This is a genomic window from Hoeflea marina, from assembly GCF_003182275.1.
Taxonomy (GTDB): domain Bacteria; phylum Pseudomonadota; class Alphaproteobacteria; order Rhizobiales; family Rhizobiaceae; genus Hoeflea; species Hoeflea marina.
Genome location: NZ_QGTR01000006.1, coordinates 281,443 through 300,863 on the forward strand (window position 1 = coordinate 281,443; position 19,421 = coordinate 300,863).

At 66.5% G+C, this 19,421-nt stretch carries 17 protein-coding genes; 8 read left to right on the forward strand and 9 right to left on the reverse strand.

Annotated features, from left to right (window positions below; genetic code table 11):
- The first annotated feature begins 309 nt into the window (after window positions 1-309).
- Genes DFR52_RS21365 through DFR52_RS21375 form a run of 3 tightly spaced genes read left to right on the forward strand, consistent with a single transcriptional unit; the run spans window position 310 to window position 5,091 of the window.
- Complete coding sequence (locus DFR52_RS21365; protein ID WP_110034135.1) at window positions 310-2,085, forward strand: N-acetylglutaminylglutamine amidotransferase; 1,776 nt, start codon at window positions 310-312, stop codon at window positions 2,083-2,085.
- 7 nt (window positions 2,086-2,092) lie between these two features.
- Window positions 2,093-3,928 carry an N-acetylglutaminylglutamine synthetase gene (ngg, locus tag DFR52_RS21370; RefSeq protein ID WP_245415431.1) on the forward strand — a complete coding sequence of 612 codons (1,836 nt, stop codon included), beginning with the start codon at window positions 2,093-2,095 and terminating at the stop codon, window positions 3,926-3,928.
- Window positions 3,928-5,091, forward strand: coding sequence for an osmoprotectant NAGGN system M42 family peptidase (locus DFR52_RS21375; protein WP_110034046.1), 1,164 nt, complete (start codon window positions 3,928-3,930; stop codon window positions 5,089-5,091). The genes ngg and DFR52_RS21375 overlap by 1 nt, the downstream gene beginning before the upstream one ends.
- A 261-nt stretch (window positions 5,092-5,352) precedes the next feature.
- Here the strand turns inward: DFR52_RS21375 and DFR52_RS21380 are convergent, their stop codons facing one another.
- From DFR52_RS21380 to DFR52_RS21410, 7 genes are all read right to left on the reverse strand, one after another.
- Window positions 5,353-6,132 (reverse strand): 2-keto-4-pentenoate hydratase, encoded by a 780-nt coding sequence (locus DFR52_RS21380; RefSeq protein WP_110034047.1) that lies wholly within the window; start codon window positions 6,130-6,132, stop codon window positions 5,353-5,355.
- A gap of 75 nt (window positions 6,133-6,207) precedes the next feature.
- The gene (locus DFR52_RS21385; protein ID WP_110034048.1) at window positions 6,208-7,311 is read right to left on the reverse strand and encodes a mandelate racemase/muconate lactonizing enzyme family protein; all 1,104 of its coding nucleotides are present in this window, start codon (window positions 7,309-7,311) and stop codon (window positions 6,208-6,210) included.
- A 36-nt stretch (window positions 7,312-7,347) separates the two neighbouring features.
- Window positions 7,348-8,274, reverse strand: coding sequence for an amidohydrolase family protein (locus tag DFR52_RS21390; RefSeq protein WP_110034049.1), 927 nt, complete (start codon window positions 8,272-8,274; stop codon window positions 7,348-7,350).
- 15 nt (window positions 8,275-8,289) lie between these two features.
- A complete protein-coding gene (locus DFR52_RS21395) occupies window positions 8,290-9,810 on the reverse strand; it encodes a tripartite tricarboxylate transporter permease (protein ID WP_110034050.1) in 1,521 nt (506 codons plus the stop codon).
- 9 nt (window positions 9,811-9,819) lie between these two features.
- Window positions 9,820-10,287 carry a tripartite tricarboxylate transporter TctB family protein gene (locus DFR52_RS21400; protein ID WP_158285014.1) on the reverse strand — a complete coding sequence of 156 codons (468 nt, stop codon included), beginning with the start codon at window positions 10,285-10,287 and terminating at the stop codon, window positions 9,820-9,822.
- A 99-nt stretch (window positions 10,288-10,386) separates the two neighbouring features.
- Complete coding sequence (locus DFR52_RS21405; protein ID WP_110034052.1) at window positions 10,387-11,352, reverse strand: tripartite tricarboxylate transporter substrate binding protein; 966 nt, start codon at window positions 11,350-11,352, stop codon at window positions 10,387-10,389.
- A gap of 64 nt (window positions 11,353-11,416) precedes the next feature.
- A complete protein-coding gene (locus DFR52_RS21410; protein ID WP_245415432.1) occupies window positions 11,417-11,854 on the reverse strand; it encodes a PPC domain-containing DNA-binding protein in 438 nt (145 codons plus the stop codon).
- Between the two features lie 439 nt (window positions 11,855-12,293).
- Between DFR52_RS21410 and DFR52_RS21415 the strand changes: the two genes are divergently transcribed.
- The gene (locus tag DFR52_RS21415; protein ID WP_110034053.1) at window positions 12,294-13,436 is read left to right on the forward strand and encodes an iron-containing alcohol dehydrogenase; all 1,143 of its coding nucleotides are present in this window, start codon (window positions 12,294-12,296) and stop codon (window positions 13,434-13,436) included.
- A gap of 35 nt (window positions 13,437-13,471) precedes the next feature.
- Here DFR52_RS21415 and DFR52_RS21420 read toward each other — a convergent pair whose 3' ends face one another.
- Window positions 13,472-14,416, reverse strand: coding sequence for a LysR family transcriptional regulator (locus DFR52_RS21420; RefSeq protein WP_110034054.1), 945 nt, complete (start codon window positions 14,414-14,416; stop codon window positions 13,472-13,474).
- 86 nt (window positions 14,417-14,502) lie between these two features.
- Here DFR52_RS21420 and DFR52_RS21425 point away from each other — a divergent pair, with 86 nt between their 5' ends.
- Window positions 14,503-15,174 carry a cyclase family protein gene (locus DFR52_RS21425; RefSeq protein ID WP_110034055.1) on the forward strand — a complete coding sequence of 224 codons (672 nt, stop codon included), beginning with the start codon at window positions 14,503-14,505 and terminating at the stop codon, window positions 15,172-15,174.
- A 29-nt stretch (window positions 15,175-15,203) separates the two neighbouring features.
- On the opposite strand, the gene DFR52_RS21430 is transcribed toward DFR52_RS21425, so the two are convergent.
- Window positions 15,204-15,800, reverse strand: coding sequence for a helix-turn-helix domain-containing protein (locus tag DFR52_RS21430; protein ID WP_110034056.1), 597 nt, complete (start codon window positions 15,798-15,800; stop codon window positions 15,204-15,206).
- Window positions 15,801-15,979: 179 nt separating this feature from the next.
- On the opposite strand from DFR52_RS21430, the gene DFR52_RS21435 reads away from it, so the two are divergent.
- From DFR52_RS21435 to DFR52_RS21445, 3 genes are read left to right on the forward strand one after another with little or no spacing between them, the layout of a single operon-like run.
- On the forward strand, window positions 15,980-17,128 hold the full coding sequence (locus DFR52_RS21435; protein WP_110034057.1) for an NAD(P)/FAD-dependent oxidoreductase: 1,149 nt from the start codon (window positions 15,980-15,982) through the stop codon (window positions 17,126-17,128).
- Complete coding sequence (locus DFR52_RS21440) at window positions 17,125-18,408, forward strand: TRAP transporter large permease (protein WP_110034058.1); 1,284 nt, start codon at window positions 17,125-17,127, stop codon at window positions 18,406-18,408. The genes DFR52_RS21435 and DFR52_RS21440 overlap by 4 nt, the downstream gene beginning before the upstream one ends.
- 28 nt (window positions 18,409-18,436) lie before the next feature.
- Window positions 18,437-19,417, forward strand: coding sequence for a TRAP transporter substrate-binding protein (locus tag DFR52_RS21445; protein WP_110034059.1), 981 nt, complete (start codon window positions 18,437-18,439; stop codon window positions 19,415-19,417).
- Window positions 19,418-19,421: the final 4 nt, after the last annotated feature.

The window sequence follows — 19,421 nt, forward strand, 5'->3', positions numbered from 1 at the left end:
GCGGGGGGAGGAGGTGCGAGCCCATTCCGCTGCCACGGCCCCTTCAGCCCCGCCCCCGAGTCAAGGCTACAGGAACGGAGAGAGCATCGCGACTGCCTCAATGTCGATCGCCGGACAGTGGCAGCAGGCCCGCGCCAAGCGGCAGTTCGGACGGTGCCGCGGCGCGTAATTCCGCTCGCGGGTTTGATTTCCAGTTGCTGCAATACTAGGTAGTCACCATCAGCCAGCGCGGCGCATGTCGCGGACAACTGTGCAGATCGGGAAATCTATCTTCGGTCGCACCAACAATCACCGAGGATGCAAGCGAACATGTGTGGAATTGCCGGGGAAATCCGTCTCGATGGCGCCTTTGCCGATACCCAAGCCGTCGCGCGGATGACCGACGCCATGGCGCCGCGCGGGCCCGACGGAAGCGGTATCGTCGCCCAGGGTCGCGTGGCGCTGGGGCACCGGCGGCTCAAGATAATCGACCTGTCGGACAAGGCCGCCCAGCCGATGGCGGATCCGGCGCTGGGCCTGACGGTCGTCTTCAACGGCTGCATCTACAATTATCCCGAGCTGCGCGCGGAACTGGTCGCCGAGGGCTACAGCTTCTTCTCCCACGGCGACACCGAGGTGGTGCTCAAGGCCTATCACAAGTGGGGAGAGGCCTGTGTCGAGCGCTTCAACGGCATGTTCGCCTTTGCGATCCATGACCGCGACAGCGGCGACGTGGTGCTGGCGCGCGACCGCTTCGGCATCAAGCCGCTGTACTATGCCCAGGATGCGGCCTGCATCCGCTTCGCCTCCTTTCTGCCGGCGCTGCTCAGGGCCGGCGGCATCGACACCGGCATCGACCGCGAGGCGCTGCACCACTACATGAGCTTCCACGCCGTGGTGCCGCCGCCGCGCACCATCCTAAAGGGTGTGCGGAAGCTCAAGCCGGCCACGACCCGGCGGATCGCCGCCGACGGCACGACCACCGACCGGCTCTACTGGTCGCCGCCCTACCGGCGGCTGAGCCGGGACGCCGGTCTCACGCGCGAGGACTGGCGTGACCGCGTCCACGACGCGCTCAGGCTTGCGGTGCGGCGGCGCATGGTCGCCGATGTGCCGGTCGGCGTGCTGCTGTCGGGCGGCGTCGATTCGAGCCTCATCGTCGGCCTGCTGGCGGAAGAGGGACAGAAGGATCTGATGACCTTCTCCATCGGCTTTGAGGAGGCCCACGGCGAGAAGGGCGACGAGTTCACCTATTCCGACCTGATCGCCAAGACCTTCGACACCGACCATCACAAGATCTTCGTGCCGTCGGCCGATCTCATCAGCCATCTTCCCGACACCATCGCCGCCATGTCGGAGCCGATGGTCTCCTACGACAACATCGGCTTCTTCCTTCTGAGCCGCGAAGTCTCCAAGCACATCAAGGTGGTGCAGTCCGGGCAGGGCGCAGACGAGGTCTTCGGCGGCTATCACTGGTATCCGCCGCTGGCCGGGTCCGACGATGTGGTCGGCGACTACGCCCGGGTGTTCTTCGACCGCACCCACGAAACGCTTTCAGGCCAACTCGGCGCGCAGTGGATCGCCGGCAGCGATGTCAGCCGGTCGCTCGTCAGCGACCACCTTCTCGCGGACGGCGCCGACACGCCGGTCGACCGCGCCTTGCGGCTTGATTCCCATGTCATGCTGGTGGACGATCCGGTCAAGCGCGTCGACACCATGACCATGGCCTGGGGGCTGGAGGCGCGCGTGCCCTTCCTCGATCACGAACTTGTCGAGCTCGCGGCAACGATCCCGCCGGAGTTCAAGCTCGCCGACCACGGCAAGGGCGTGCTCAAGGATGCGGCCAGGCTGGTGGTGCCGCACGAGGTGATCGACCGCAAGAAGGGCTACTTCCCGGTGCCGCAGCTCAAATACATCCAGGGCGAATATCTTGACATGGTCAGGGACGCGCTCGGCTCGCAGGCCGCCCGCGACCGCGGCCTGTTCCGGCAGGACTATCTCGACACGCTGTTTGCCGATCCGGCGGGCCACATCACGCCGCTTCGCGGTTCGGAACTTTGGCAGGTGGCGCTTCTCGAAATGTGGCTGCAGACCCACGGAGTGTAAGAGCCTCATGACCGACAATCGCAAGGCCGGCGGCAGGAACGGAAGCGGTGCCCGCGAGCGGCAGGGGCGCGAAGCCTATGCGCACCGGCTCAAGCGCATGCGCGAACAGGGCCTCAAGCCGCCGGTTCCGCCCCATGGCGGCGACGCCGGGCGAATGACGCCGGAATTCGCGCTCGACTGCGGCTGGGGACGCCTGGTCTTCGCCCAGACCTTCGACAATCCCGCCTCGATGATCGCGGCGCTCAGCGGTGAGCAGCCCGACAGGCGCGACATCGCCGTCTATGTGCGCGACCCGCATGTGCTGCTCGCCAATGCGCCGCAGGAGCTGTTCCTCGATCCTTCCCACACCTATCGGCTCGACCTGTCGCGCTACCGCCCCTCGCGCAGTTCGCCCAAGGGCTTCTTCATCCGCCGTCTGACGTCGCAGTCGGACGCCGACGCCATCAACCGCATCTATGCCGCCCGCGCGATGGTTCCGGTGCCGCCGGAGTTCTTCTGGGCCAAGCGGGACGCGCGCTCGATCATCTATTTCGTCGCCGAGGACGAAGAGACCGGCGAAATCCTCGGGACCGTGACCGGCGTCGACCACATGCGCGCCTTCAATGACCCGGAACAGGGCTCCTCGCTGTGGTGCCTGGCCGTCGATCCGACGGCGCGGCACCCCGGCATCGGCGAGGCGCTGGTGCGGCGGCTGGCCGAGTATTTCACGCCGCGCCGCGCCGCCTTTCTCGACCTGTCGGTGCTGCATCACAACGAGCAGGCGATCGCGCTCTACGAGAAGCTCGGCTTCCAGCGGGTCTCGTTCTTCTCGGTCAAGCGCAAGAACCCGATCAACGAGGTGCTGTTCACCGGGCCCGAGACCGACGCGGCGCTCAATCCCTATGCGGGCATCATCGTCCGGGAAGCGCGGCGGCGGGGCATCCGCGTCGAGATCGTCGATGCGGAGGCCGGCTATTTCCGGCTCATGCATGGCGGGCGGACGGTGCTGTGCCGCGAGAGCCTGTCGGACCTGACCTCGGCGGTGGCGATGTCGATCTGCGACGACAAGTCGATCACCCGGCGCGTCGTGCAGTCGGCCGGCGTGCGCGTCCCGGCGCAGCTCGACGGCGCCTCCAGCCCCGGCGAGATCGCCGAATTCGTCCGGCGCTGCGGCAGGATCGTCGTCAAGCCGGCCCGCGGCGAGCAGGGCCGGGGCATTTCCGTCGGCCTGAGCGATCGGGCGGAGGTGGAAGCGGCGATCGCTCAGGCGGCGGCGGTGTCTAAGACCGTGCTGCTGGAGGAATATGTCGAGGGCGAGGACCTGCGGCTCGTCGTCATCAATTACCGCGTCGTCGCCGCGGCGATCCGGCGTCCGCCCTCGATCGTCGGCGACGGCCGGCGCACCGTGCGGCAGCTGATCGAGGCCCAGAGCCGCCGGCGGGCGGCGGCGACGGGCGGCGAGTCCCGCATCCCGCTGGACGCGGAGACGGAACGCAGCCTGAGGGAAGCGGGCTGCGGCCTCGACGACGTGCTGTCGGCCGATACAAGGGTGGCGGTGCGCAAGACGGCCAACCTGCACACCGGCGGCACCATCCATGACGTCACCGATGTCGTCGATCCGACGCTGGTGGAGGCGGCGGTGGCGGCCGCTCGCGCCATCGAGATTCCGGTGACCGGCATCGACCTGATGGTCAAGTCGCCGAGCGGTCCGGAGTATGCCTTCATCGAGGCCAACGAGCGGCCGGGTCTCGCCAACCACGAGCCGCAGCCGACGGCCGAACGCTTCATCGACCTGCTGTTTCCGCTGTCGATGCCGGCGGGTGCGCGCCAGACCCTGCAGAAGGACCGGGAGGCGGGCAGCTGATGCCGAGGTTGGCGATCGATCACCGGTACATGCTCTCCAGTCTCGGCAGGCTGCTCGCGATTCCGAGCCCGACCGGCTACACCGACACCGTCGTCCGCTTCCTCACCGGCGAACTCGAGGCGCTCGGTCTCGCCGTGGAGCTGACCCGGCGAGGCGCCATCCGCGCCATCCGCCCGGGCCGCCGCGAGGAGGGCGCGCGCGCCATCGTATCCCATCTCGACACGCTCGGCGCCCAGGTCAAGCTGCCCAAGGACAACGGCCGGCTCGAACTGGTGCCGATCGGCCACTGGTCGGCCCGGTTCGCCGAAGGCGCCCGCGCCACGGTGTTCACCGAGCGCGGCAGCTACAGCGGCACCATCCTGCCGCTCAAGGCTTCGGGCCACACCTTCAACGACGAGGTCGATGCGGCCCCGGTCGGCTGGCAGCATGTGGAGCTGCGCATCGACGCGCTGTCGCGCAACCGCGACGATATCAGGCGGCTCGGCATCGAGACCGGCGACATCGTCGCCATCGACCCGCAGCCGGAGTTCCTCGACAACGGCTTGATCGTCTCCCGCCACCTCGACGACAAGGCCGGCGTGGCCGTCATGCTGGCGGCGCTGAAGGCGCTGCAGGACGCCGAGGCGGAGACGCCAGTCGACATCCATTTCCTGTTCACGATCGCCGAGGAGGTGGGCGTCGGCGCCTCCTCGGTGCTCAGCCACGCCGTCGCCTCCATGATCGCGGTCGACAACGGCACGACGGCGCCGGGACAGAATTCCGACGAGTTCGGCGTCACCATCGCCATGGCCGACCAGACCGGCCCGTTCGACTACCATCTGACGCGGAAGCTGGTGGCGCTGTGCCGGGACAACGAGATCCGCTTCCAGAAGGATGTGTTCCGCTACTACCGCTCGGATTCGGCCAGCGCCATCGAGGCCGGTGCCGACGTGCGCACGGCGCTCATCACCTTCGGGGTCGATGCCTCGCACGGCTACGAGCGCGTCCACACCCATGCGCTGCGCTCGCTGGCCGAGCTGATCACCGCCTATGCGGTCAGTCCGGTGGAGATCAAGCGCGACTTCAAGGAAACCTCCGGCGTCCGCGGCTTCACCCGCCAGCCGAGCGGCGAGGCCGAACAGGAGCTCTCGCCGGCCATCGAGGACGAGGACCTCAAGCGGTGAGGCGGGGCGAGTCTGCGGCTGGCAATGTTGTACAACGGCAAGAGCAAACTGTTCCCCCATCCGTCACCGTCCCCACCTCCGCCCAGGACGCACGCGGCTTGCCGTCGCTCGCCCGCCGGTGCCGGCTTGGAGGCCGGCAAAGCCGCGCCGCGAATGCCTAAAGCACATCGCGTGAATTCGCATTCCCGCGATTTGCTTAAGCTCTTTGTAATTCTGCATGTCGTGATCCCGAAACCGCCGCACACTTTCGGGCGACATGCATTAAGCTGCCGCGATGAACTCCGCCTCGACCACAGCGCCGGAGCCGAAGCGGCCCCGTGCCGCCAGAGCCGGCCGAAGCGGCGTCACGCCCGTGCAGGTGCCGGTCAGGATGAAGTCGCCCTTTGCGAGCGAGCGCGGCGGCAGGCGGGGATGGTTGGCGAGCCAGGCGACCGCGTCGAAGATGTGGGGCCAGAGCAGTCCGGCGGCGGTGCCGCGGGCAGTCTCGACGCCCGCAAGCTCCAGTGTGACGTCAATCCGATCGAAGGATAGGGGATCGCCGCAAGGGATCTCCGGCCCGATCACCACGGCCTGGTTGACCCCTCCATCGGCGATGGCAAGCAGTCCCGACTGGGCCACGCCGCCCTCGAACCGGGTGGCCACGACCTCGAAGGCCGCGTGCACCGATGCCGTCGCCAGGGCGATGTCGTCCCGGCCGTAGGGCGTGCCGCGGGCCGGCAGGTCGCGGCCCATGCAGACGGCGAACTCGGTTTCGAGGAGCGGCGCATGGGCCGCGCGCACCGCCATCACCGCCGCACCGAGATGCATGTTCGGCCGCTTCACCGGCGCGAAGAACGGCTCGTCGAGCCCGATCGCCGCCAGCGCAGCCGGGCTGGTGGCGCCGATCTTCCACGCCGCGACCGGTCCGGGATCCATGGCCGCCAACTGCTGCTGGATCAGGTAGGCCTCGTCGAGACCCGCGATGCCGGCGAGAGCCGAACGGGGGAGAAGCGGGCCCGACCCGCGGGCGGTCCACAGGGTGTCGGCCAGGAAGTGCGTCATGTCGGTCGCTCCGGGCGGGGGCAGGGATTGGCGCCGCCGGATAAGCGGCGGCGGCGTGGCGGCGGCGCGGCTTGATCAGTCCGCGATCAGCGTCTGCTCGGCGAGCTCAGCGTCGAGAGCCAGCCCGAGCCCGGGGCCCTCGGGCGCCGTCAGGAACATGCCCTCCGGGGTGACCTGCTCGCGGATGGTGGGCCCGGAGAACAGCCGGGTCTGGATTCCCAGGAGCGCGTTGTCGGGCATGAAATACTCGACCCATTTGACGTTGGGCAGTCCGGCCGCCACGTGCAGATGGATCATCTGCAGGTTCCAGGGCGAGACCGGCACGCCGCGCGCGGTGGCATAGGCGTGGATCCTGAGCCAGTCGGTGATGCCGCCGGTCAGCGCCGCGTTGGGCTGGATCATGTCGATGTTGGCGTGATCGATGAGCGCGCGGAACTCGGCCAGGCCGGCATTCTGCTCGCCGCCCACGATATAGGTGCGGCCGGCATTCGCCTTGACCCGCTGGTAGCCCTGGAAGTCCTCCGGGGCGACCGGCTCCTCGAGCCAGTAGACATCGTGGGGCTCCCATGCCTTGAGCTGCTGGATGGCCGTGTCGACATCCCAGGTACCGTTGACGTCGACCATCAGCTTGACGTCGGGACCGATGGCCTCGCGCACCGCGCAGACCCGCGCGGTCGCTTCCGCGATGCTGACATGGGTGAGCGATCCGCGGATCTTGAGCGCCCTGTGTCCGCTGGCGACATACTCGGCGGCACGCCGGGCGAGGGCGTCGGGAGCGAGGTGATGGGCGCAGTTCGCATAGGTGGGGATGAGCGGCCTGTGGCCGCCGAACAGCGTCGACACCGGTGCGTCGATGAGCTTGCCCTTGATGTCCCAGAGGGCGAAGTCGATGGCCGACATGCACAGGCGGACGAAGCCCTCGCCGCCGCGGCGCGGAATGACCCGGAACATCTTCTCCCAAAGGTCGGCATGCAGCCGCGGATCTTCGCCGATCACGGCTTCGGCGAGAATGGTGCGGATGACATCGACGAACATGCGTCCCATGCCCTTGGGCGCGCTGCTGAAGCCGATGCCGGTGATCTCCCGGTCTGTGTGGACGTGAACGATGAGAATTTCGCCGATGTAGGTTCCCTCGACGTCGCCGCCGTAGCGGGTGACGCGGATGTCAGTGATGCGCATGGATGATATTCCCGGTTCTGGATGTTGATGTGGACTTCACTCGGCCGCTTTCGACGCGGGCTGCTCCAGCGGCACGCGGTAGACTTCCGCTGCCGTGCGCCAGAACAGGTCTTCGCGTTCCGATGCGGTCAGCGACCCGGTGATGCGGTCGAAACCCGAATAGATCTCGCGGTAGGTGGCAACCAGCGAATCGACCGGGAAGTTGGAGGCGAACATCGCCCGGCCGGTGCCGAACAGCTCGATGGCGTCGAGCACCACCGGGCGATTGGCCTCGACCGGCCAGGCCGAGCCGGGCACGCCGATGCCGGAGATCTTGATGAGCGTGTTCGGCGCGCCGGCAAACAGGGCCAGGGCCTCCCGCCAGCCCTTCAGGCCCTCGGGCGAGCGGTCGGAAGGAAGCCCGGTGTGGTTGAGGATGATCACCGTGTCGCCGTGATCGTCGGCGAGCTGCCGGGCTTCGGCCAGATGCCACCAGGGCGTCTGCAGGTCGAAGGAGAGGCCGTTCGGCGCCAGATGCCGGAAGCCGCGCCGCCAGGCCGGATCGCCCATGCTGCCCGGCGCGCCGGGCTCGACCGCTTCCGGGCGACCGACGGCGCGCGGCTTGTGGCGGATGCCGCGCAGGAAGCCGTCGGCGCCATAGGCTGCAAGAAGCTCCGGCGCGTCGCCTCGGTCGAGCCAGGCCTGGCCGACGGCGACCGACGGCAGCGCTTCCCGCGCGGCGAGGTTCTTGACCCAGGCGATTTCGCCGAGCGGGTCGCCGGGGTCCCACTCGGTCTCGACGAAGACACCGCCGATGACCTCGAAACCCTCCGAGTCGCGACGGTAATCGGCAGGCATGTAATTGCGCCGCAATGCCGAATAGTCACCATAGCGGAAGTTGGGCAGCGGCTCTGCGTCGCATAGCCAAGGCAGGTAGTTGCTGGTGATGTCCCAGAAATGCTGATGCGCATCGATGATTTTCATTGTTCCCGTCCCTGCTCAGTGATCGCCCGTGGTGGTTGCCGCAAGCGCCTTGCCCTGCAGCCGGCTCCTGACCATCATAACCAGCGGAATGCACCAAATGAGAATCGTCACGATCCCGAGTCCGAGGGATATGGGCCGCTGGAGGAACGCCAGCAGTTCGCCATCGGATTTCAGCATCGAGGTGATGAAATTGCTTTCGACCAGTTCGCCTAGCACGAGACCCAGAATGCACGGGGCAATCGGGATGCCGTTTTCCTCCATCAGGTAGCCGAGGATCCCGAAGGCCAGCATCACGCCGACGTCGAACATGCCGTTGTTGCTGGCGTAGGCGCCGGTGATGCAGAAGACCAGGATGATCGGCATCAGCACGTTGCGCGGCACGGTCAGGATCCGCTTGGCGATCGAGATTGCCGTCCAGCCGAAGCCGATCATCAGGACGTTGGCGGCGATGAAGATCAGGAACACCGCGTAGATGTTCTCGGGATTCTGCAGGAACAGCGTCGGGCCGGGATTCATGCCCTTCATGTAGAGGACGCCGATGACGATGGCGGTGATGGAATCGCCGGGCACGCCGAAGACCAGCGCCGGAACCCAGGCGCCGCCGAGCGCGGCGTTGTTGGCGGATGTGCTTTCGACGATCCCCTCGAGGTGGCCCGTCCCGAATTTCTTCGGGTCCCTGGAGAAGCGGCGGCTGACCGCATAGGCCATCCAGGAGGCGATGTCGGCCCCGGCCCCCGGCAAGGCGCCGATGACGACTCCAAGGGAACTTCCGCGGAGCTGCTGGCGCCAGTAGCGGCGGATGAGCTGTCCCCATTCACGCACCGGGTTGCCGATCCGGATCTGGTCGAGCTTGGGCGCGACCAGCCCGCCATTGATGACATTGCGCAGCACTTCGGAAACCGCGAACAGGCCGATGAGAGCGGCGATGAAGTTGACGCCGGCCAGAAGTTCGATGCTGCCGAAATTGAACCGGGGCTGGCCCGAGGGGTTCTCCAGCCCGATCGTTGCGACGCCGAGACCGATCATCAGGCTGATGAGCGCCTTGGGCGCGTCCTTGGAGGCGATGAAGACCGCGCTGGTGAGGCCCAGAAGGGCAAGCCAGAAATACTCGTAGGACGAAAATTCCAGCGCCACCTCCGCCAGCATGGGCGCGGCGATCATCAGCACCACGGTCCCGAACAGGCCGCCGATGGCGGAAAACAGCAGGCCGGCGCCGAGCGCCCGCTCGGCTTCGCCGCGAAGCGTCATCCGGTAGCCTTCATCGGCATAGGCGGCCGAAGCGGGCGTGCCGGGCATGCGCAGCAGCATCGCCGGGATGTCGCCGGCGAAGATCGCCATCGCCGAGCAGCTGACCATGGCTCCGACGGCCGGTATCGGATCGAGATAGAAGGTGATCGGGACCAGAACGGCCATGGCCATGGTGGCGGTGAGCCCCGGTATGGCGCCCACGAAGAGCCCGAATATGGCGGCCAGACCGACGCTGATCACCACATCCCATTGAGCTACCAAATTGAAGGCCAGTTCAAGAGAGGACATTCGAATCTCCTAGAAGTTCATCCAGCGCAGGAAGGAAGGGCCATTCGGCAGTGGCACGAGAAGATAGGTTCCGAAAATCAGCTGGATTGCGAATGTCGCCAGGATCGAAATCAGCACCGCAACCCGGATCCGGACGCCCAGCATGCAAAAAATCAGAAACAGGATCGGGCATATCGTCAGCGCGAAGCCGAGGATGGGCATGACGAACACGACGGCCAGGATCGCCGCGCAGATGGCCGCGCCCTGGAGCCAGTTCCGCGGCTCGCGCACGGCGGGCATGCTGGCGGCGCGACGGGCCCGAAGACCGCGAAAGACGAGCGACAGGCTGGCGGCCGCCGTCAGGGTGGAGATCAGCAGCGGGAAGACTTCCGGGCCGTAGTCGCCCGGCGCGCCTCCCGGCAGCGCCAGCGCCATGGCGGCGTAGCCGCCCGCAACAACAAGCAGAAGCATTCCGAGAACGTCATCGGGCAGGCGCAAGGCACTCTCCTTCGCACGGCAATTGGCCATCAGTCTTCGATGCGCGGGCAGGTGCATCGTCTTGCGACATGCTGCACCTGCCCGCGCGAAGCGAAGGCTCTACTTGGCCAGTCCGATTGCCTTGAGAACCGCGCCGAGCTCCTTGTCGCTCTCGGCAAGGTAGGTCGCGAAGCCGGGACCGTCCATCCAGCGAAGCCCGAAGCCGCGGCTGTTCATGAACTCGACATATTCCGGATCGTTGTAGACCTTCTCGAGCGCCGCCATCAGCGTCTGGCGGATCTCGGCGTCGACGCCTGCCGGCGTCACCATTCCGCGCCAGACACCCTGGTTCCAGGAGACCCCGATGGCTTCCTCGACGGTGGGCACGTCCGGGAAGTTCTTGGCGCGTTCGCCCGCCATGATGGCGAGTGTCTTGAGCTTTCCTGCCTCGACCAGCGAGGTGGCTTCGGGCAGGGACACGGGGGCGACATCGGCCCCGCCCGCGACAACGTCGAGGAGCCCGGTCGCCGCGCCCTTGCTCGGAATCCAGGGCATGGCGTCGGCCGAGATGTCGAGCTTGTTGAGAAGGCCTGCAAGCGCAAGATGCCAGCTGCCGCCGAGGCCTGTGCCCGTTCCCTTGAACTTGCCCGGATTGGCCCGAATGTCCTCGATCATGGACTTGAGATCGTTCCACTCGGAATCGGCCTTGACATGGACGCCCGCAGGATCCTCGTTCATCATCGCCAGCGGCTCATAGGCCTCGTAGGTCAGGTCGGTGAGGCCCATCCAGTGCATCATGTTGATTTCGCTGGTGATGAGACCGAGCGTGTAGCCATCGGGGGCCGCGTTGGCGATCGCCGAATGTCCGACGACGCCGGAACCGCCGGTGCGGTTGATCACCTTCACCGGCTGGCCCAGATCGCGTTCGAGCAGGCTGCCGATCATGCGGGCGGCTGCGTCGGTTCCGCCGCCGGCGCTCCAGGGCACGATGATGGTCAGCGGCTGTTCAGGATATTGCGCCCAGGCTGCCGGCGTCATTGCGGCGACGGCCACGACCGCCGCGCTCATCAGTTTTGCAATTCTCATGTCTTCCTCCCGTACGGTTTGAATGAATGACGTCCGCCCCCTCCGGCGGACGTCGGCACACGTGTCAGCGAACCTGCAGGATGTTCGCCTGGATGACCGGATCGATCTCCCTCTCGAGCCGCTTGTCATGTCGCAGAATGGTGATCTCCATGGACCCTGTGCCCACTTCGAGATCAAGGATGTGCCCGCCGGTGGCCAGGTAATCGGCGCCGGTGGTGGTGCCGTGGGCGTGGATCGACGGCTTGCCCTTCTGCCAGGCGATGCTGCCGGTCAGGTTGGCCAACTCCATGTTGTGGTAGGTCTTGGGGACAAAGACCTTGTCGTCGAAATCATAGAAGCCGAAGGTGGCGACACCGGCAAAGCCCAGACCGAAGAATGTCGCCGAGGGGATCTCCTCCCGTTCGGCCAAAGCGGAGAGCGCTTCGATCACATTGTCCTTGTGGATAAGCACCATCAGGTAGCCGGTCGGCGTCTTGACGTACTTGTTCTCGATATTCTTCACAGAAAATGCTCCATTCTTTCAGTTCGGCACGACGGGGCATCCGGGCTGTCCGGCTGCCTTCCGATCCTGCATGGTTCCCCGGCCCGCAACCGCCACCCGATCCTGATCGGCTGTTCGGGGCGCTGTCGGCACGGTGGACTGCGGAAAACCTACGACAACGGGGGGCCGGCGGTTTGCGAAGATTTGGAAAAACGGTTTTGCCGTTATTTCGATCCAGGGCGCGGCGGGCTTCGATGCATACTCGGCCGTGCCGGACTGGACGGATGGCAAAGGTCCGGTCTCGGCAAGTCTCGGGCCGGCTGCGGGCCGGGCGGGACGGGCAGACCGGACACCATGAATGCGGCCATCGCGCGCGCGGTGAGGCAAGGCGCCCCACGGGCATGGCGGCGGGACAAATCAGGCGGCCAGCAGGGCCGCCCTAGCAAGGGAGCGAGACGTGATGTCCGACATCATCAATTATCTGACGACGATCCGGTTCGGATACGGTGCGATCGACGAACTGGCCGAGGGCCTGGCGGGGCTGGGGGCCAGGCGTCCGCTCTTCGTCACCGATGCCGGGATTGTCTCGGCCGGCCTGCTGGAGCAGGCCCTGGGGGCGGCCGGAATGCAGGGCGCGCCCGTCTACGACCGGACGCCGCCCAATCCCACCGCGGACGCGGTCTATGCCGCTCTGGACGTCTACCGGAGCGAGGGGTGCGACAGCGTGGTCGCGGTCGGCGGCGGTTCGCCCATCGACCTGGGCAAGGCCGTGGCGCTGCTCGTCAATCACACCGAGCCGCTGCACCGCTACGCAGTGATCGAGGGCGGCCTCGGCAGGATCACCAATGCGGTGCCGCCGCTGGTCGCGATTCCGACCACCTCCGGCACCGGCAGCGAAGTCGGGCGCGGCGCCATCATCTCCTTTGCCGACGGCCGCAAGCTGGGGCTGATATCGCCCAAGCTGATTCCGGCGCTGGCGATCTGCGATCCGGGACTGACGCTCGGCCTGCCGCCCGTGCAGACGGCCGCCACCGGCATGGATGCGCTCACCCATTGCATCGAGACCTATCTCAGTCCGAAGTTCAATCCGCCCGCCGACGCGATCGCACTCGACGGCCTCGGGCGGGCGGCCCGCCACATCCGCCGCGCGTATCGGGACGGATCGGACCGGGAGGCGCGGCAGGAGATGATGATTGCCGCGCTCGAGGGCGGCATGACCTTCCAGAAGGGACTCGGCGCGGTCCATGCGCTGTCGCATCCGCTGGGCGGGCTGCGCAATGTCAGCCTGCACCACGGCACGCTCAACGCGGCGATCCTGCCCATCGTGCTGCGCTATTGCAAGGATGCGGCGCCGGCGAAATTCGCGGTGCTGCGACAGACGATCGGGCTCGAGGCCGACGCAGATCTCGCCGCCTGGGTCACCGGCCTCAACACCGACCTCGGACTGCCGCACAGCATCGGAGAGATGGGCGTGGGGCTGGATGTCGTTGCCGACATCGCGCAGGCGGCGATGCGGGATCATTCCCATGCCAGCAATGTGCGTCCGATGACGCTCGAGGAGTATGAGAGCATCCTCGCAGAGGTGATCTCCGGCCGGGCGTGATGCGGCCCGGCGCGCCGCCGCAGGGCGGCGCGGTTTCAGGCTGGCGCGCCCGAAAGGGCCTGGCGCTGGTACTTCGCGCCGAGAAATGGACGTTCGTCGCCCAGGTTCTCGATCAGGAAATCCACGTAGGACCTCACCCGGGAGGAGACGAAGCGATGGCTGAAGAAGATCGCGTAGATTCCCTGGATGTCATTGGGATGGAACTCCTCGAGAAGGGCCACGAGCCGGCCCTCGACGATGTCGTTTCCAACCTGGAACCAGGCGAGGCGGGCGATGCCCACTGCCGACAGCGCCAGATGCCGGATGGTCTCGCCGTTGTTGGCGGAGTATTTGCCGCCCGAGGCGATCGATTGCACGGCGCCGTTGATCAGGAAGGGCCACTCGTTGAGGGCGCCGTTCATGTTGAACTGCAGGCAGTCGTGGCTGACGAGATCGTGCGGTGTCCGGGGCATGCCCTTGCGGGCGATGTAGTCGGGACTGGCGACCAGGACACGTCGGCTGTTGCACAGCTTGCGCGCAATCAGCGAGGAATCCTGCAGCTTTCCGACTCGGATGGCGATGTCGATGCGCTGGTCGACCATGTCGACGACATCGTCGGCGAGGCTGAGATCGATGTCGACGTCCGGAAAGCAGCTGTTGAACTTCGGGACCAGCGGCTGGATGTGGCGGACGCCGATGGGAACCGAGCTGGTGATCCTCAACCGCCCGCTCGGAACCGACTTCAGGTCCTTGATCTGTCGTTCGGTCTCCTCCAGGTCAGACAGGATCCGCACGCAGCAGTCGAGATAGGTCTCGCCTTCAAAGGTCAGCGTCAGCGTCTTGGTGGAGCGGTCGAACAGGGCAATGCCGAGAGTCTCCTCCAGGCGGTTGATCATCTTGCTGACCGCCGAGGGCGTCAGGTTGATCTGCCTGGCGGCGGCCGAAAACGAGCGCGTGCGCGCGACGATGACGAAAACTTCCAGTTTGTCGGTCTTGTCCATTCAGGCTCCGGCCTCCGTCCTTCCCGGAACACTAGGCCCGGCAATATTCCGATGCAACTCAAGAAACCCAAGGATAATCAAGCGCCATGACCCAGTACATCGATCTCTCCGTGGCCATCCGCCCGCATTTCCGCTGGGGCATGGAACGCGGCCTGGCCAAGGACTACGAAAAGGGCGACGCCTTCCAGACGACCTGGATCAAGCTCATCGTCCATGGCTACACCCATATCGATTCCCCGCGCCACATGGTCCGCGACGGCCTGACGTCGAGCGACGTGCCGCTTTCGACAACCATCGGCGAGGCGTCGGTGATCGACCTGTCCGACATCGCGCCGAACGAGGAAATCACCGCCGCGCGGCTGGCCGCGCGCGGCGGCCATGTGCGCCCCGGCGACATCGTGCTGATCAAGACCTGCTGGGACCTCAAGCGCGATCTCGACACCGCCGAATTCTGGACCGACGCGCCCTATCTGTCGCGGGACGCCTGCGAATGGCTGCTGTCGACCGGACTGAAGGCGCTGGCGCCGGATTTTCCGCAGGACTACCCCATCCGGCAGCTGCTGACCGGCGAGGTGGCGCCCATGGAGGAGTTTGTCTCCCATGACGTGCTGCTCCGCAACGGCGTGATCCTGATCGAATATGTCGGGAATTTCGCAGCCCTGAAAAATCCCAGGACCTTCATCTACGCGCTGCCGCTCAGGCTGCCCGACTCCGACGGATCCCCGGCGCGCGTCATCGCCGTGGAAGAGGACGGCTGACGCGCGGCCGCACCGACGCGCTCCGCCGCTCAGCGGCCTTGCGGCAGTTCGGCCTCCGTGCAGATGCACAGGATCTCCGCGTCGGTGTCACTGGTGCTGAGATAGGCATGGCCCATGGTGCTGTCGAGATAGACGCCTTCGCCGCGGGCAAGCGCGATGGGAGCGTAGAACTCGCTGTGCACCTCCACCGCGCCCTCGAGCACATAGAGGAACTCCTCGCCGCCGTGGCGGAAGAGCGGGCCGAACTGCTGCATCGAGCGGGCCTTCAGCCGCGCCCGGATCGGCACCATTCGCTTGTTCTTGAGCTCCGAGCACAGATACAGATAGTCGTAGTTCGCGGTGTCGATGAGCACGCCTTCATCGCGGCGTGCCGGGGAGAAGCGGCCGTTGGGCGCGGTCGAGCCGCCCGCCGTCTCGTCGCTCTCGGACACGAGCTGGCTGATGGAGACATTGAGCCCCTCGCAGAGCTTGAGAATCAGGTCCAGCGTCGGCGACAGGGCCCCGTTCTCGATCTTGGATATGGTCGAGGCGGACACGTGCGACAGCGCGGCAAGTTCCATCAGCGTGAGCGTGCGCGCCTTCCTGAGGGTCTTCAGCCGTATTCCGAGTTGGCTCTTGATCGACATGGTTGCGGCGCTCCGGACATGATCTGCACAGGATGAATTACACGATAAAGCTCCCCCAGATACAGATGAAAAGAAAAATTTTCCGATAGGAAAATTATATGTTGATATTGGAAATATTTTCCCTACGATCTGGAGGCGCTGAAGTCAAAGGCCGGCGCGAAATCGGAGAGGAACCCTGCATGCCCAATCCCGCTCACGGCCAGAGCTTCGACATCGTCGTCATCGGCGCAGGCATCGCCGGCGCCTCGGCGGCGGCCGAACTGGCCTCGGGCGCCCGGGTGGCGCTGATCGAGATGGAACAGCAGCCGGGCTACCACACCACCGGCCGGTCCGCCGCCGTCTTCGCCCCCAGCTACGGCCCGCCGGCGATCCGCGCGCTCACCCGCGCCTCGCGCGCCTTCTTCGAGAATCCGCCAGCCGGCTTTGCCGGCGCGCCGCTGTTCTCGCCGCGCGGCATCCTGATGATCGCGCGCCGCGACCAGCTTGGCGCGCTGGACGCGCTGATCGAGGCCGTCTCCGCCGATTCCGGCACCCGGCGCGTCGAGGGCGATGTGCTCGACAGCATCCAGCCGCTGCTGCGCCCGGGCTACGCCGCCGCCGGAATGCACGATGCCGGCGGCCAGGACATCGACGTCAACGCCCTGCACCAGGGCTATCTCCGCAGCTTCCGGGCGGCCGGCGGCACGGTCATCACCAGCGCCGCGGTCACGGGCCTCGGCCGCACCGGCGAGGGCTGGGAGATCGAGACCAGGCAGGGAGCGCTGAACGCGGCCGTGATCATCAATGCCGCCGGGGCCTGGGCGGACGAAATCGGCACTCTTGCCGGCGCCGGACGGATCGGACTGACGCCAAAGCGGCGCACCGCCATGGTGGTGGCCGAACCCGCCGGCACCGACTGCGCGCATCTGCCGATCACCATCGACGTCGAGGAGGAATTCTACCTCAAGCCGGACGCCGGGCGGCTCCTGATTTCGCCGGCCGACGAGACGCCCTCCGAGCCCTGCGACGCCCAGCCGGAGGAGCTCGATGTCGCCATCGGCGTTGACCGGATCATCACTGCCTTCGCGCTCGACATCCGCCGCATCGACAACAAATGGGCGGGACTGCGCAGCTTCGTGGCCGACGGCTCGCCGGTGATCGGCTATTCCGGCTTGGTGCCGGGCTTCTACTGGCTGGCGGGGCAGGGCGGCTACGGCATCCAGAGCGCGCCGGCCATTTCGCAGTTCGTCGCCGCCCAGGTGCTCGGCCGCGCCCTGCCGGATTTCCTCCACGACCATGGATTCGATCCGGCCAGCACCGCGCCGGTCCGGCCGGGAGTGGCTGCATGATCTGGCTCGTCCCCCTTGCTGCCGCCGCCTTCCTCGGCTCCGGCCTGGCGCTCGCCTATGTCATCGGCGGCGCGGCGGTGCTGACGTTCGTGGCCAGCGACAACACCCGCTACCTTGCCGTGCTGCCGCAGAAGGTGTTCTCGCAGATCAGCGTCTTTTCGCTGCTGGCCATGCCGCTGTTCATCCTGGCGGGAGAGCTGATGAACCGCGGCGGCGTGACCAAATCGCTCATCGACCTGTCGATGTCGCTCGTCGGCCGGCTGCGCGGCGGCCTGGGCCACGTCAACATCATGACCAGCGTCTTCTTCGCCGGCATCTCCGGCTCGGCCATCGCCGATGCGGCCGCCCTCTCCAACACGCTGGTGCCGGCGATGAAGGAACGCGGCTACACCGACGCCTATGCCGGGGCCATTACCGCCGCCTCGTCGATCATCGGACCGATCGTGCCGCCGTCCATCATCCTCATCTTCTACGGTTCGCTGATGCAGACCTCGGTGGCGGCGCTGTTCGTGGCCGGCATCCTGCCCGGTCTGCTGCTGGCCCTCGCGCTGTTCGGCATGAATGCGTGGTATGCCTGGAAGGAAGACCATCCGCGGGTCGAGAAGGCTGACGCGCCCCGGATCCTGCCGTCCATCGGCGCGGCACTGCCGGCGCTGTCGCTGCCGCTGATCATCGTCGGCGGAATCATCTTCGGCTGGATGACGCCCACCGAGGCCGCCGCCGTCGCCGTCTTCGCCGCCTGCCTCGCCGCCTTCTTCTACACCGGGCTCAGCTGGTCGGACATCTCCGAGAGCCTGAGCCGGACCGCGGTGCTGACCGGTTCGATCTTCATGATCCTGTGCGCGGTCGCGGCCTTCGGCCATCTTGCAGCGCTGGAGCGGATCCCGCAGGCGGTGGCCGCCATCGTCGAGCGCATGGGGCTTGGTCCGATCGGCTTCATGGTGGCCATGAACGTGATCTTCATCCTGGCCGGCATGGTGCTCGACATCACCGTCGCGCTGGCGCTGCTGGTGCCGCTGCTGGCGCCGGTGGCGCTCGCCAACGGCGCCGACCCCGTGCATCTCGGCATCGTCATCTGTTTCAACCTGTCCATCGGGCTGGTCTCGCCGCCGCTCGGGGGCTGCCTGCTGATCGTCTCGTCGGTCACCGGCGTGCGCTACTGGGATCTGGCGCGGAAGGTCATTCCCTTCGTCATCGCCGAGATCGCGGTGCTGGCCGTTCTCGTGGCATTCCCCGAGATCAGCATCTGGTTACCCCGTGCCATGGGTCTATGGCACTAGACGTCACAACAAGAGAAGAGGGAAGAACATGAAGTTTTCAAAATGCCTCGCGGCGCCGCTGACGGCGATCGCCCTCGTGCTGGCCGCCCCGGCCCTGGCCGCGCCCATCAAGATCGCGCTGGACACACCGGCCGACCTGCAGCAGTCGGGCACCTATGTCTGGGCCCACACCTTCGCCGAGTATCTCAAGCAGCACGGAATGGAAGCGGAGGAGTACGAACGCAACGCGCTGGGAGAGGAAGCCGAGCGGCTCGACCAGGTCAGCCAGGGCCTGCTCGAGGTCTCGATGTCGGACGCCAAGTCGGCCGGCACGCTCGACGGCACCATCATGGGCACGATGATGCCCTATTTCTTCGCCGACATTCCCGAACTCGACAAGGCGCTGGGCGAGGGCGGCATGCTCGCCCGCATCAACGAGGGCACGATCCCCAAGGGCGTCCGGGTGATGGACGCGGTCTATCTCGGCCTGCCCTCCGGCATCCACACCACCAGCAAGCCGGTCGCGACGCTCGCCGACATGGCCGACCTGCGCATGCGCGCGCTCGACGAGGTGCAGATCCAGACCTTCGAGGCCTGGGGGTCCAAGGGCACGATCGTCTCCTGGTCGGAAGTGCCCAACGCGCTGCAGACCGGTGTGGCCGACGGCTACATCAATCCGCCCTCCATCCCGCTGGTCTTCGGCCACACCGGCTTCATCCGCCATTTCACCGATGCCAAGATGAGCGCCTCGGTGCGCGTCGCGCTGGTGTCCGAGGACTGGTACCAGGGTCTTTCCGACGAGGAGCGCAAGACCGTCGACGAGGCCGCCGCGGAAGCCCACAAGGCCAACCGGGCCTGGCTCAATTCCCAGACCACGATTCTCGATGACCTCAAGGCCGCCGGCATCGAGGTGATCGAGCTCAGCGAGGAGGAGCGCGCCAAGTTCCGCGAAGCCTCGCAGCCGCTCTACAAGCAGGTCGTCATGCCCGAGGGCGCGCTCGAGGCATGGTCCAAGGCAATCGGGAAATAACGTC